Source organism: Mycobacterium sp. IDUB_1 (genome assembly GCF_055419625.1).
On sequence record NZ_JBVAYA010000003.1, the window covers coordinates 79,617 to 93,825 of the forward strand.

Below are 14,209 nucleotides of genomic sequence, written 5' to 3' on the forward strand. Positions count from 1 at the left end.
AACGGCTAACCTATACGTGATGTCAGAAACAGCCTGGAGCTGTGACCAGTTGCGGCACCTGCCCGCTCGACAGTTCGAGGAGACGCGTGGACCTGTATTTCCCGCCCGAGTTGCGCGAGTTTCGTGATGAGGTTCGCACCTGGTTGCAGGAGAACGCTCCGAGTGAGGAGCGCCCGAGTGATCCCGCCGCCATGCGTGAGTACGACCTCGGCTGGCAGCACACGCAATGGCTCGGCGGCTGGGCCGGAATCGATTGGCCACCAGAGTATGGCGGCAGAGGCCTCACCATGGTGCAGCAACTGATCTGGCACGAGGAATACGCCCGTCGCGGGCTGGATGCAATGGATTCCTGTTTCGTCGGCTTGCGTCACGCCGGACCCACGTTGATCTCCATGGCCAACGACGAGCAGAAGAGCTTCCACTTGCCGAAAATCCTTCGTGGCGAATCACTCTGGTGTCAGGGGTTCTCCGAGCCGGGTGCGGGATCCGACCTGGCATCACTGTCCACCCGCGGCACGATCGACGGTGACGTCTTGGTCGTCAACGGTCAGAAGATCTGGACCAGCTTCGCCAACATGGCTGACTACCAAGAGTTGCTCGTACGCACGGGTGCGCCCGACAGTAGGCACCGTGGTATCACCTGGGTCGTCTGTGACATGCACAGTCCCGGCGTGGAGATCCGTCCGATCGAGACGATCGACGGCTCAGCAGATTTCTGCGAGGTGTTCTACGACGACGTTCGCATCCCCTTGAGCAATGTGGTCGGTGAGATCGATTCGGGGTGGGCCGTAGCGATGTCCACGTTGTCGTTCGAACGGGGCACGGCCTTCACGGCGAACCAGGTGACGTTGGCGGTGATGGTGGAAGACCTCATCGCGCTAGCCAGCGGAGCGCCTCACACCAGCGGATCGCCCGCAGCTATCGAAGACCGCGACGTCGCAAGGAGATTGGCCACTGCGCGTGCCGAGGTCGCATCGCTGAGGGCGATGACCTACGCCGGAATCTGTCGCAACATGCGGGTAGACACGCCGGGGCCAGAGGGGTCCATGCTCAAGCTGTACTACGCCGACCTGGTGAAGGAAGTCACGTGCCTTGGCCTGGACATCCTCGGATTGGAGGCGCTGCAGTACCCGTCGAGCACTGTGGCAGGCAAGTGGACGGAGCGCTACTTGTGGGGGTTCTCCCAGGGGATAGGCGGCGGCACGTCCGAAATCCAGCGCAACATCATCGGCGATCGCGTGCTCGGCTTGCCGCGCTGAACCCTTTGACATGTTGCAGACAGTCACCGAGTGGCACGGTCGACCAGATTTCGCCGCTAGACAAACGGCAGAGGGGAAGGCACGTGCGCTGTCCGGTCGTAGCTGACTTCGATCCCTTGTCGCAGGACTTCGGACGGGACGATCCATACCCCGTGTTTCAGCAACTGAGCGAGCAGTATCGCGCGTTCTACTCACCCCGGCTGGACATGTACTTCGTGACTCGTCACGCCGACATCATCGAGGTCCTCTCGACCAGTGACGGCAAGCGATTCTCGGCCGCCAATGCATCCGCACCGGTGTGCCCGCTATCCGAGGCGGCGACGGCCGTGCTGACCGATGGAGGGTATCGCCGCCTGCCGGCGCTGACCAACGCAGACCCCCCGCGGCACAGCATGATCGCTGCAGCGGTCCGCAAGTGCATGTCGGTGCGGCGCCTGAAGATGCTCGAACCGATGGTGCGCGCCAAGGGCGAGGAGCTCGTCGACGGCCTGCTTGCCAAGCCCACAGCCGACCTCGTAGCCGACCTCGCGTTTCCGCTGCCCGCGTTCGCCGGATTGGGCCTATTGGGTTTCCCCGAGCAAGATTTCGAGCAGATCAAGGCGTGGGCGGGCATCCGATCGCAACTGACTTACGGTCGCCTCAATGTCGACGACCAGGTGCGGGCTGCTCGAGACGTCGTCGACTTTTGGCACTACTGCGATCAATTCGTCACGTGGCGTGTCCAGAATTTGGGCGACGACTTCACCAGCGACATGATCCGACTTCACCACGCCGACCCGGACGCGCCGGACCTCACCGATCTGGTCAGCGTCGTGTATTCGATGGCATTGGCCGGACACGAGACGACAACGAACTTCATCTCCAACGGTGTCCTGGCATTGTTGCGACGGCCAGCGGACTGGCAAAGACTCGTGGACGATCCTGCGGGGATTCCCCGGGCAGTCGAGGAACTGCTTCGCTATGACTCGCCTGTGACGATGTGGCGTCGAGAAGCACTCGTGGACGTAATGATTGGAGACGTCGACGTTCCCGCGGGAGCGCAGGTGGCTTTGTTGCTCGCGGCGGGCAACTGGGATGGCGACCAGTTCCCGAACCCAGAGCACCTGGACCTGGAGCGGTCGAACGCCGTCGAACATCTGGCGTTCGGCAGGGGCCCGCACTACTGCAAGGGCGCCGCGCTGGCACGTATGGAAATGGCAGTTTGCCTAGAACTGCTGACACAACGCGCGCCGCATCTGCGCCTCGAGCGCGAGGTCGGTGCCGACGACTATCCGCGAAACCTCGCGCTCCGAGGGCCCAGGAGGCTACTCGTGCGCACAAATGAAGGGAAACGATGATGGCGGGCATGAACGGCGGTGTCCTCGAGGGCCTACGGGTGCTGGAACTTGGACAACTCCTTGCCGGCCCCTTCGCCGGGCACTTGCTGGCGGACATGGGCGCGGAAGTGATCAAGATAGAGCCACCCGGGCGCGGCGACCCAATGCGCGAATGGGGACACCACGACGCAAGCGGTCAGAGTCTGTGGTGGCCTTCGCTGGCTCGCAACAAGAAGTCCGTCAGCTTGAATCTGGCGCACCCAGAAGGACAGCGACTGCTGGGTGAACTCGTCAAGCGCAGCGATGCATTGATCGAGAATTTCCGGCCAGGCACTCTGGAGAAGTGGAACCTTGCGCCGGACACGTTGCGCGAGCTCAATCCCCGGCTGGTAGTGGTGCGAGTGTCGGGGTATGGCCAGACGGGCCCATACGCCGATCGCGTCGGGTTTGCCAGTGCCGGAGAGGCCATGGGCGGATTACGGTACATCAACGGCTATCCCGATCAGCCGCCACCACGTGGCGGAGTCTCGATGGGGGACATGCTTGCCGGCATGTTCGCCGTGCAGGGATTGCTCGCGGCTCTGTACCGCCGCGACGGGCTGGAGACGGGCGTCGGCCAGGTCGTCGACGCCTCGATCCTCGAATCATGTGTCGCCATGCTGGAGGGCTCGCTCACCGAGTACGACAAGCTCGGAATCATTCGCGAACCCTCGGGTACCGGGTTACGCAATATCGCGCCGTCGAACATCTACAAGTCCCAGGACGGTAAGTGGGTCGTCATCGCGGCCAACGCCGACACGTTGTTCAGGCGGCTCTGCGCAGCCATTGACGAACCCGAGCTCGTCGACGACGAGCGGTTCGCCACCCATCTGGCGCGCGGCGCGAATGCCGACGAACTCGACGCAGTCATCGCTCACTGGGCCGCGGGGCGGGAGGCAGCGGACATCGACAAGGTCCTGACAGCGCACGGTGTGGTGACGAGTCCGATCTACAGTGTCGCGGACATCGTCGCAGACGATCACATCAAGGCACGGCAAATGGTCATGCGCGTGCATGACGACCAACTCGGTGAATTGGCCCTGCCCGGTTTCGTGCCGAAGTTCAGCGACACCCCCGGCCAGCACCGGTGGACTGGCCCAAAGCAAGTCGGACAGCACAACATTGACGTCTTAAGCTCGCTGCTGGGGCTTGGGGATCAGGATCTGGCGGTACTGCGGGAACAGGGGGCGATCTAGTGGCGCAAGTGCTGATCTGCGAGGTAGGTCCTCGCGATGGACTGCAGAACGAAGACCGTGTGTTGTCGGTGACGGCGCGTGTCGAGTTCGTCAACCGATTGTCGGACTGCGGCTTCTCCCGGATCGAGGTGGGGAGCTTCGTGAGCGCCCGCCGCGTCCCACAAATGGCCGACGCAGAGCTGGTCTTCGACCAGATCGTCCGCCGGCCCGGGGTCGAATACACCGGTTTAGTCCTGAATCTCAAGGGTGCACAGCGTGCGTTGGCGAGTGGCGTCGACCGACTCAACTGTGGGGTGGTCGCTACCGAGACCTTCAACATGCGAAATCAGGGCAAGGCGGTGGCCGATACGGTCGCCGAGTTGGACGAGGTCGTTGCCTTGGCCGCGCAGACATCGGTGCCAGTCACGGTGTCGATTGCTGCCGCCTTCGGCTGTCCGTTCGAAGGGCCGGTGGCCCCGTCCGTCGTGGCTGCACTTGCCGCCCACTTCGCCGCAGGCGGGGCGGCGGAGATTATGTTGGCCGACACGATCGGCGTAGGCGTCCCGACTCAGGTGGAGGATCTGTACGCGCGGGTGTCCGATCAGATGGGACAGAATCCGCTACCGATCGGATTCCATTTCCACAACACCCGGAACACGGGTTTTGCCAACGCATTTGCGGCTGTGCAGGTCGGAGCAAGTGTGCTCGACGCGTCTACCGGAGGTGTCGGCGGCTGCCCATTTGCGCCGGCCGCAACCGGGAACATCGCTACCGAAGACTTGGTCTACATGCTCGACGGTATGGGAAGGCACACCGGCGTCGACGTCAACGGTGTCGTGGACACCGCCCATTGGCTCGCCGGTGAACTTGGCCACCAGTTGCCCGGCATGGTCAGCCGTGCCGGCGTCGACTGGGTTTCCCCGGCCTGACGCCGCGTCACGACTGACCTTCATCGGGTGACGTCGATGACCACCCTGCCGCGGGTCTGCCCCGCCAGAATCTCGTGGGCAAGCTCGGGCAGCCTTGACATCGGCTCGACGGTGGTAATCGTGGCGAGGACATCGGCACGCAGATCCTTGGCCAAGCGGTCCCATGCCGCCTCGCGCTTGGCCAAGGGGGCCATCACCGAGTCGACGCCAATCAACGACACGCCACGCAGAATGTAGGGGAGCACGGTGGCCCCGGGCATGTCGTTGCCCCCGGCCAGACCGCAGGCCGCGACGGCTCCGCTGTAGCGGATCTGGGATAGTACGTTGACCAACGTCTGGCCACCCACGCTGTCGATCGCGGAAGCCCACCGCTCCTTCTGTAGCGGTCGCCCGGGAGAGAGCAACTCGTCCCGGCTGACGATCTCGGATGCGCCCAACGCAGTGAGGTAGTCGTGTGTCGAGGCGCGACCCGTGGACGCCGCGACTGTCACTCCTGCAGCAGCCAACAGCGCCACGGCCACCGAACCCACGCCACCGGCGGCGCCGGTAACCAGCACCGGTCCATCACCCACGGAGCCCCGGTTTGCCAATGCATCCACGCACAGCGCCGACGTGTATCCGGCCGTGCCGATGGCCATCGCTTGTTCGGTGCTGAATGCTTCGGGTATGCGGACCAGCCACTCACTGCGGACCCGCTGATAACGCGTGTAGCCGCCAGACTCGGTTTCCGACATCCCCCAGCCGTTGACGACCACCCGAGTGCCGGGAGCCCAGCTTGGGTTTCGGCTCTCTACGACGGTGCCGGCGAGGTCGGCACCGCCGATCAGCGGTGTCCGTCGCGCGATCTTCTGACGCCCGGACAAGGCCAGGCCGTCCTTGTAGTTCAGGGACGAGAAGTCGACCTGTACCAAGGTGTCGTGGTCGGGCAGATCGGCCTGGGTCAGTTCCCGGAAGCCGGAAACGGGTTTGCCGTCGACCTCGTCGATGACCATGGCGGTAAACGGTTCGTTCATGACAGTTCCAATCGGTGGCGTCGTCGTGGTGGCGGCGATGGACGTTTGTGGGGAGACCTCGGAGGCGCTCAGCCGTTGGGACAGCCAGGAGCCCTTGAACTGGGCGTTGCGGGCCTGCTTCAGGCCGGCCATGCCCTCCTGCCGGATGATGTCGGCGAATCGGCGGCCGTCGGGTGCGGTCGCCCATTTGGCGTGCGCCTTGGTGGTGACGTCGTATGCGCGGCCAGCCAGGCGTCCAGCCTGACGGCCCATGGCATCGCTGACAGCGTCCACCGCGGCTTTGTTCATGATGGCCGCCTCACGCGGAACCGCTGCGATTCTGTGCGCCAATTCTGTTGTGCACTCGTGTAACTGGTCATTTTCGAAGACTGTCAGTACGAGGCCTATGCGTTCAGCGTGCGCGGCATCGATCAGTTCACCTGTGAGGATGAGGAACTTCGCCCATGCGCCGCCGATGATCGGCACCAGTTCGGTGGCTCCCGGCTGACCGATCCGACCTTCGATGAGTCCGAAGCGCGCGTCGTCGCCGGCGATGACCAGGTCGCACTGCGCGATCAACCCCATTCCTGCGCCCAGGCACAATCCGTTGACTGCGGCGACTACCGGTTTTCGTACCTGGCGTATCGACGTGTAGAAGTCGTCTAGCTGGCGGACGAAGCTGAAGTCGTCGTACGGCGTAACCGATTCTGGCGCGCCGGACAGATCGCCGCCGGCGCAGAAGTTGGGGCCGACCGCGCTTAACAGGATGCAGCCGCTGGAGGAGTCCTTGTCGGCGGTATGCATCGCATCGGAGATCTCGTCACGGGCGGACCCGCGGCCGAGTCCCAGCGCGTTCATCCGCTCGGGGCGATTGAGTTGGATATGAGCAACACCGTCGCTGAAACCCAGCGTTATGTGGGAATACACGTCGCCTCCTGGAATGGACCGGCCGATGATGGTGCGGAAGATCAACTCGCGTCAGCGCCATGGCAGTCGAACGTCATGCGATCATGACACGAAACACCCACTGGCAAAACTGGTTTCAGCTCCACTGCGCCGAACCGACACGCCAACGACAGCTTTCTGACATCGAATTCCGACAACTGTCTTCGACATCCTGGCGAAACGTTGCGACGGCTATCGTCCCCCTCATGGCTGTGCCGAGTAGTGAACGGGCGAGAACCATCCGTGCAGGCTTCCGTCTGAAGAGCAGTGTCGACACGGTGGAGGTGATGGTGGTGCGTGCACCCGCAGCACCGTCGATCGTTCGCTGTGGGGATGCGGCGATGCATGTCGTCGCCGACTCGACATCGAGCGAGCCCACCGACAGTGATGCAGGCGTGCAACCCGGACAGCGGTTGTGTTCCGAGGAGACCGGTGAGTTCGAGGTGCTGGTGCTGCGCGGTGGCTCGCACTCGCTGTCGATCGACGGTCGGCCACTACGGGTGCGCGACGCGCCGTACGACGTGGCCAACAAGAGTAGGGATCGTTGAGTGGACCTTTTGCCATCGCCGGATCAGATCGAATTGGCCGGCGCCGCGGCGGCTTTCTGCTCACAGGTCGAGCCGACGCAAATGATCCGCCGACGTCGCGACGAGCCGACGGCCTTGACCCTCAAGGAGTGGTCGGCGGGCTCTGAACTGGGTTTGCTTGGGATATCGGCACCGGCGTCCGTCGGGGGTCTGGACATGAGCTTGGCCGACGAGACGTTGGTGTTTCGCGAACTCGGGCGCGCGCTGATGCCCGGTCCGTTCCTGTCAACGGTGCTGGCGGCACGTGTCTCGACGCTGTCCGGTGACGCCGACTTGGCGTCGAAGCTGATCTCCGGCGAGGTCCTTTGCGGTCTGGCCATCACGACCGCCGTGCGTTCCGCCCCGGACACACTGTCTGGACGAGTGCACGCACTCGATGCGGTCGGCGCTGACTACGTCCTGCTCGCCGACGGTAGCGGTGCCGGGTTGATTTCCACGGCGCCGTCGGACGGCTTCCATTGCGCGCCGGCGAACTGCCTGGATCCCGGATCGCGACTGGCTCTTTGTGACGTCGACGGGGTGAAACTGCACAACTTCGTGCCGACCGACGCGGACCCAATCTGGCTGCGAGGCGTCGTGCTGGCCGCTGCCATGCACGTCGGCATCGCCGAAGCATGCCGCGATCTGTCAGTCGAACATGCAAAGAGCCGCGTCCAATTCGGTCGCCCGATCGGTGTAAACCAGGCCATCAAGCATCGCTGCGTGGACATGGCGGTTGGCGCCGAAGCTGCACTGCAGCAGACGGTGTTTGCGGCGCTGGCATTGCAGGAGGGCAACGACGACGCGGAACTGCATGCGCTTGCGGCGAGGATCGTGGCCTCCAAGGCGGCGTTGTCCAACGCCTCAGAGGCAATTCAAGTTCACGGTGGCATGGGTTACACCTTCGAGCACGACGTTCACCTGTATCTGAAACGGGCCCATGTCCTGGACCATCTCTTCGGTTCCCGCGCAACGCATCTCGATGAGCTGCTGATGCTGGGAGCGGCGAGTTGACCCGGCGGGCAGCGATCGTGGGCGTGGGACTCGCTGACGTCGCTCAAGGGCAGATCAGCCCCTACGACCTCGTCGCCGATGCGGCTCGGCGCGCGCTGAGCGAGGCGGGGCTACAGCCGCAACAGGTCGACGGCTTGGCCTCAACCGGCCTGGGAATGATGCCTCCAGTGGAAGTTGCCGAGTATCTCGGCCTGCGCCCGCAGTGGTTCGACTCGACGTCGATCGGCGGTGCTTCGTGGGAGGCGATGGTGGCACACGCCGCAGATGCCATCGCCGCCGGACACGCCGACGTGGTCCTGGTGACCTACGGCTCGACCGCGAAATCGGATCTGCGCCAAGGCCTGCGGACGGCCAATCTCGACTGGGGGTCGCGCGGAGCGCTGCAATGGGAGGTGCCATACGGGCACACGCTGATCGGCAAATACGCGATGGCGGCTCGTCGTCATATGCACGAATACGGCACGACGATTGAGCAATTGGCCGAAGTGGCGGTGTCGGCCCGCGCAAACGCGAAGGACAATCCGCAGGCGGCCTACCGCGACCCGATCAGCGTCGACGACGTGGTGTCCGGCCGGATGATCGCCGATCCCTTCACCAAACTGCACTGCTGCATTCGCTCGGACGGTGCGGCGGCGGTGGTCCTAGTCGCCGAGGATCGCCTCCCGGACATTCCTGGCAGGCCGGTTTGGGTGCTGGGCAGCGGTGAAGCGCTGTCGCACATGTCGACGAGCCAGTGGCCGGATCTGACCACGGGACCCTCGGCGGTGTCAGGGCCGTTGGCATTTGAACGAGCGGGAGTCACGCCCGCCGACATCGACGTGTGCGAAATCTATGACGCGTTCACCTACATGATCGTGGTGGCGATGGAGGATCTGGGTTTCTGCGCGAAGGGGGAGGGTGGCGCCTTCGTCAGCGGCGGCCGCCTCAACGTCGGCGGAGCGCTGCCCACCAACACCGACGGCGGCGGGCTCTCTGCCTGTCACCCCGGTCAGCGCGGACTGTTCCTGATCGTGGAGGCCGTCCGGCAACTGCGCGGTGAGTGCGGGACCCGCCAGGTCACCGACGCCGAATTGGCATGTGTTTCCGGCACCGGCGGGTGGTTCTGTTCCAGCGCCACAATGATTCTCGGGGCTGGTGGCTGACGGTGTGTCCATGCAAGCCCACCATGAGGCTGAGATGAGGATGCACGGGAAAGTCGTCTTCGTGTCTGGGTCGACGAGGGGAATCGGGCGCACGATCGCTGAGCTATTCGCCCGCGAAGGGGCCAAAGTCGCCGTAACCGGGCGTACCGTCACCAAAGGCGAAAAGGTGGTCGACGGTATCCGTGAGGCGGGTGGCGATGCCGAATTCTTTCGGCTCGACGTCACCGACGAAGACAGCGTGCGCAACGTCATCGACGCAGTCGTCAAGCGCTTCGGCAAGCTGGACACTCTGGTAAACAACGCGGCTCCGACTGACGCCATCAGTACCAACGTAAAGCCCCTCACGCAGTACACCACCGCAGAGTGGGAACACATCATGCGTGGCACCTTGACCGGCAACGTCTTTTGGTCGTGGAAGTATGCAGTGCCCCACCTCAAGGAGGCCGGGGGAGGAAACGTCATAAACATCTCGTCGGGGCATGCGGTGGTCGGGATCGGTGGCTTCGCTGCCTACGCCGCAGCCAAGGGGGGCATGAACGCGATCACCCGCGTGCTTGCCGTCGAGGGCGCGCCGTACAACATCAAGGTCAACACCATCAGCGTCGGGCGCGTCATCTCCCACGCTGCGGATACCGGCGTCGGTGTAGGCGGAGGACATCTCACACCCCGGCTCGGGATCCCTCACGACATCGCCTACTGCGCACTGTGGTTGGCGTCAGACGAAAACGGCTTTACCACGGGTTCTCTCGTCACGGTGGATGGCGGTTTCACGATCAACGGCAGCGCGTTACTCGGACTCTCGGCCGAAGGCTCCTCCCAGATCGCCACCGCGGCAGTTGGATCTGCCGCGCCCGATCGGTAACGACGTCTAGAAGGAGTGGCAAATGCAGGAGATTCGGTTCGACGACATCGACTCGTTGACAGCGGCTGTTTCGGATGACTACGGCGACTTCGGTGCCGAAGTCGAAGTGACGCAGGAAGACATCGACGCCTTTGCCGAACTTACCGGCGATCGCCAGTGGATCCACGTCGATGTCGAGCGCGCGACACGGGAGAGCCCCTTCGGTGGCCCTATCGTCCACGGCTTCCTAACCCTCTCGCTACTGCCGAAAGTTGCGACGTGCCCGCCCGTCAAGGTCGTCGGGCACTCCGTCGGCGTGAACTATGGCGCCGACAAGTTGCGCTTTCTGTCTCCAGTACCTGCTGGTTCGCGCCTGCACGGCCGCGCGCGGCTCGCGAACGTCGTAGTCAAGAGCGGGGGCACTCTGGTGACCATTGAATGGGACATCCGGGTTGTCCAGGCCGACAGGCCCGCCGTTCTCTACGGGATGCAAATCCTCTACCGCTGAGCCATATCGAAGGACTTGCCGTAAGGAGCGGTGGCGCACAACTTTTGAGGTTGCGGGAAACAACCGCTGCGGGACTTGCTCCCGCTGCCGAAGGGAAATTGATGACAGGGAGCACAGACGTCGACGACGAGGTCGACGACGAGACTGATAGGCCCGAGGGACAGGCAGATGAATTTGCCGGTGCACGGAATCCCTGGGCGATCGCTCTTCGGTCGCCGCAAGCGGCTGCCTCGTGTTTCGGTATTGCGGCGCTCGTGGTGCTGGCGGTCTTGGTCGGTTGGCTCGGCCTTCAGGCGCGCGAATACCACCAGGCCGCTGCCCAGCGTCAGGAATTCATGGCGGCCGGCCGCCAGGGCGCCGTGAACCTGACCTCGATAGATTGGCAACACGTCGACGACGACGTCCAGCGAATATTGAACAACGCCACCGGAACGTTCCACGACGACTTCGCCAGCCGGTCGAAACCGTTCATCGACGTGGTGAAACGAGCCCAATCGGCCTCAGTCGGATCCGTCACGGAGGTCGGGCTTGAATCGGCAACCGATCAAGACGCCCAAGTGCTTGTCGCGGTCAGCGTCAAGACCACCCTGGCCGGTGCTCCGCAGCAAGACCCCCGCGCATGGCGAATGCGGATCGACGTCCAGCGGGTCGGTGACCAGGTGAAGGTCGCCAACGTCGAATTCGTTCCGTGATCGCAATTAGCACCGGACGAACACGAACAGGAGTGCGCACCATGTCGACTACTACCAAGACCGCATCTGAGGAGACGCCGGCGACGGACGATTCTCTGGCCGCGGAGTCGAAGACGGATGAAGTCGTCGACGCCCCTGGAGCGGCTGAACTAGCCGACGAGCCGGAAGAAGCCGACGACGAATTCGACTCGGATGCTGCAGCATCCGGCGACCAAACGCGGAGGAGGTTCAGATGGGGTCGTGCGGTGGCCTTCGGCCTCCTACCCGGGATCGTCTTGCTGGCGGCGGCCGCCGCGGGGTACCTGAAATGGCAGGACGCGACCGCTCGAGATGCCGACCTCGCACGCGTCGCGTCCGTTCAAGCTGCGAAGGACGGCACGGTCGGCTTGCTGTCATATCAGCCCGACACGGTTGATCGGGACCTTGAAGCGGCTCGCAACCTCCTCACGGGTGACTTTCAAAACTCCTACACGTCGCTTACTCACGACGTCGTCATTCCGGGTGCGAAGCAAAAGGGGATTTCCGCAGTTGCCACAGTTCCGGCGGCAGCAAGCGTATCCGCGAGCCCCACGCATGCGGTGGTCGTCGTCTTCGTGAATCAGACGGTCGTCGTGGGAAAGGACGCACCAAGTGACACGGCTTCCACCGTGCGTGTCACTCTCGACAAAGTTGGCGACCACTGGTTGATCGCCGGATTCGACCCGATCTAAGGGGAGTGTGAGCCGTCATGCTCGATGCTGCAATCTCGGCTTGCGCCGGACGTTCCAGTTCCGGCAACGTGCGCACCGCCGTTGAACGTCTACTGATCGACAACAGACTGCGGCGCAATGTCTTTCGTTGGACAGTCGTCGCGAATGTGATAGCCGCCGCGACCTCGACGGCATTCATCGCCGCACCCAGCGCCGCAGCGGACAACAGGAGGCTCAACAACAGCGTCGTCGCCAACGTCTACACCATTCAGAAGCAGGCCGGGTGTACGACCAACATCCGCATCAACCCGCAGTTGCGCCTCGCAGCGCAGTGGCACACCGAAGACGTCCTCAACAACCGCAGTCTCGACGGCGACATTGGCTCGGACGGTTCGAGCGTGCAAAGTCGGGCTGCAGCATCCGGTTATCGTGGCCCGGTCGCCGAGACGGTGGCGATCAACCCTGCTCTTGCGATCAGCGGCCTCGACCTACTCAACCGGTGGTACTACAACCCCGACTATCTGGCGATCATGCAGAACTGTGCGAATACCGAAATTGGTGTCTGGTCGGAGAATAGTCTCGACCGCACCGTCGTCGTCGCCGTGTACGGCCACCCCGTGTAGTCACCGACGGCCGTCGTGCCGAATCGGTGCCGGTCTGCGCGGGCAACGACCCGGTGGTGCGGGGTCGCAGGTAATCCAGTATTGGAAGCGTTGGCCCTGGCACTGATCGTACGACAATGGCCCGAAGTGCGCAGCGAGGGTCTGGCGAGCTTCGGCTATGCCGAACCGTTCAACATCTCGGGTGTGTCAGCGACTTCGGGCGAATGCTGTTGAACGACTACGAGTCTGTCGATGCAGAGGAATAGGTCTGGATCCCCGGATATAGCAGCGTACCGAGCCCTCCAGGAACACGCGGCCGCTCGTGTCGTAGGGCAAATCAGCATCCTGGGACGTCTCATCTGGTGCATCATTGAATCATCACCACGCCGACGATGTAAACCGTTGCGCCCCGCGATGCTTTGGTCAAATTCAAGGTCGTTCGCCTTCAATGACGCCCGCGCGCCGCGCATTGTCAACGTGCATCTTTGCTTGGTTGCTCCGTACCGAATGATCAAGGTACGGTGGACATTCCAGTCCCCTGCGTCCCTGATCACTTGCGCTCATCGTCACCTGAAGGAAGGTCCCATGGCCGACAACGTTCGATCTACCACCGACTCGGAAGACGTAGTCGTTGAGAGGCGCGAGCGCATTCTCGTTGTCACGATCAATCGCCCCAACGCGAAGAACTCCGTCAACGGAGCGGTGAGCCGCGGATTGGCCGAGGCCATGGACCGACTCGACGATGATCCGCAACTCTCTGTAGCCGTTTTGACGGGTGCGGGCGGTACCTTCTGCGCCGGAATGGATCTCAAGGCTTTTGCACGCGGTGAGGAGATTGCCATCGCCGGACGCGGGATGGGGTTCACCCAACGACCACCCAAGAAGCCCGTGATCTCTGCGGTCGAAGGCTACGCCCTCGCCGGCGGCACCGAAATTGCCTTGGCTACCGACATCATCGTGGCTGCCACGAACGCAATGTTCGGCATCCCCGAAGTCAAACGGGGACTGGTTGCAGGAGGCGGCGCCCTGCTGCGCTTGCCGCGACGCGTTCCCTATCAAATTGCCGTCGAACTTGCGCTGACGGGCCGACCCCTTCCAGCTGCCCGCGCGCACGAACTTGGTTTGGTCAACCACCTCACGGAACCTGGTGCCGCATTGACCGCCGCCCTGAACTTGGCCGAGGAGATCACCGCCAACGGACCTTTGGCCGTCGCCGCCACCAAGAAGATCATCGTGGAGGCCGATAGCTGGTCTGACGAGGAAGCGTGGCAACGGCAGGAACAAATTTGCATCCCCGTCTTTGCCTCCAATGACTCGCGCGAGGGCGCACTGGCCTTCGCAGAAAAGCGTCAACCGGTGTGGACCGGGACCTAAGCTGCGCTAGCCGAAAGGGGTTGCAGCCCAGCCGCGATCGCCGTGCCTCCGTCAGCCTAGTGTCCGCTTCGGTCCGACCCGAAGCGCCATCGACTCCGTTGGCGGCGGCGCTCCTGAGCCGGCGGC

At 63.4% G+C, this 14,209-nt stretch carries 14 protein-coding genes; 13 read left to right on the forward strand and 1 reads right to left on the reverse strand.

Annotated elements, in window-relative coordinates:
• The first annotated feature begins 86 nt into the window (after nt 1–86).
• The 4 genes from ACZYYX_RS17740 to ACZYYX_RS17755 all read left to right on the forward strand — a co-directional run bounded on the left by ACZYYX_RS17740 (nt 87) and on the right by ACZYYX_RS17755 (nt 4,718).
• Complete coding sequence (locus ACZYYX_RS17740) at nt 87–1,259, forward strand: acyl-CoA dehydrogenase family protein (RefSeq protein WP_463815912.1); 1,173 nt, start codon at nt 87–89, stop codon at nt 1,257–1,259.
• A 116-nt stretch (nt 1,260–1,375) separates the two neighbouring features.
• Complete coding sequence (locus ACZYYX_RS17745) at nt 1,376–2,596, forward strand: cytochrome P450 (protein ID WP_463815913.1); 1,221 nt, start codon at nt 1,376–1,378, stop codon at nt 2,594–2,596.
• Nucleotides 2,593–3,810, forward strand: coding sequence for a CaiB/BaiF CoA transferase family protein (locus ACZYYX_RS17750; protein ID WP_463815914.1), 1,218 nt, complete (start codon nt 2,593–2,595; stop codon nt 3,808–3,810). Before ACZYYX_RS17745 ends, ACZYYX_RS17750 begins: the two co-directional genes overlap by 4 nt.
• Before the next feature lie 8 nt (nt 3,811–3,818).
• Nucleotides 3,819–4,718 (forward strand): hydroxymethylglutaryl-CoA lyase, encoded by a 900-nt coding sequence (locus tag ACZYYX_RS17755; RefSeq protein WP_463816491.1) that lies wholly within the window; start codon nt 3,819–3,821, stop codon nt 4,716–4,718.
• Nucleotides 4,719–4,738: 20 nt separating this feature from the next.
• On the opposite strand, the gene ACZYYX_RS17760 is transcribed toward ACZYYX_RS17755, so the two are convergent.
• On the reverse strand, nt 4,739–6,637 hold the full coding sequence (locus ACZYYX_RS17760) for an acrylyl-CoA reductase family protein (protein ID WP_463815915.1): 1,899 nt from the start codon (nt 6,635–6,637) through the stop codon (nt 4,739–4,741).
• 224 nt (nt 6,638–6,861) lie between these two features.
• Between ACZYYX_RS17760 and ACZYYX_RS17765 the strand changes: the two genes are divergently transcribed.
• The 9 genes from ACZYYX_RS17765 to ACZYYX_RS17805 all read left to right on the forward strand — a co-directional run bounded on the left by ACZYYX_RS17765 (nt 6,862) and on the right by ACZYYX_RS17805 (nt 14,083).
• Nucleotides 6,862–7,203 carry a hypothetical protein gene (locus ACZYYX_RS17765; protein WP_463815916.1) on the forward strand — a complete coding sequence of 114 codons (342 nt, stop codon included), beginning with the start codon at nt 6,862–6,864 and terminating at the stop codon, nt 7,201–7,203.
• Nucleotides 7,204–8,235: an acyl-CoA dehydrogenase family protein gene (locus ACZYYX_RS17770; RefSeq protein ID WP_463815917.1), complete on the forward strand. Its 1,032-nt coding sequence runs from the start codon at nt 7,204–7,206 to the stop codon at nt 8,233–8,235.
• Nucleotides 8,232–9,377, forward strand: coding sequence for an acetyl-CoA acetyltransferase (locus tag ACZYYX_RS17775; protein ID WP_463815918.1), 1,146 nt, complete (start codon nt 8,232–8,234; stop codon nt 9,375–9,377). Before ACZYYX_RS17770 ends, ACZYYX_RS17775 begins: the two co-directional genes overlap by 4 nt.
• A 10-nt stretch (nt 9,378–9,387) precedes the next feature.
• The gene (locus ACZYYX_RS17780) at nt 9,388–10,239 is read left to right on the forward strand and encodes an SDR family NAD(P)-dependent oxidoreductase (protein WP_463815919.1); all 852 of its coding nucleotides are present in this window, start codon (nt 9,388–9,390) and stop codon (nt 10,237–10,239) included.
• 22 nt (nt 10,240–10,261) lie between these two features.
• On the forward strand, nt 10,262–10,726 hold the full coding sequence (locus tag ACZYYX_RS17785) for a MaoC family dehydratase (protein ID WP_463815920.1): 465 nt from the start codon (nt 10,262–10,264) through the stop codon (nt 10,724–10,726).
• A gap of 50 nt (nt 10,727–10,776) precedes the next feature.
• Entirely contained in the window at nt 10,777–11,418 is a 642-nt protein-coding gene (locus tag ACZYYX_RS17790) for an Mce protein (protein ID WP_463815921.1), read from the forward strand.
• Between the two features lie 41 nt (nt 11,419–11,459).
• On the forward strand, nt 11,460–12,128 hold the full coding sequence (locus ACZYYX_RS17795; RefSeq protein ID WP_463815922.1) for a hypothetical protein: 669 nt from the start codon (nt 11,460–11,462) through the stop codon (nt 12,126–12,128).
• 146 nt (nt 12,129–12,274) lie between these two features.
• On the forward strand, nt 12,275–12,730 hold the full coding sequence (locus tag ACZYYX_RS17800; RefSeq protein WP_463816492.1) for a CAP domain-containing protein: 456 nt from the start codon (nt 12,275–12,277) through the stop codon (nt 12,728–12,730).
• Nucleotides 12,731–13,294: 564 nt separating this feature from the next.
• Entirely contained in the window at nt 13,295–14,083 is a 789-nt protein-coding gene (locus tag ACZYYX_RS17805) for a crotonase/enoyl-CoA hydratase family protein (RefSeq protein WP_463815923.1), read from the forward strand.
• The last annotated feature ends 126 nt before the right edge of the window (nt 14,084–14,209 follow it).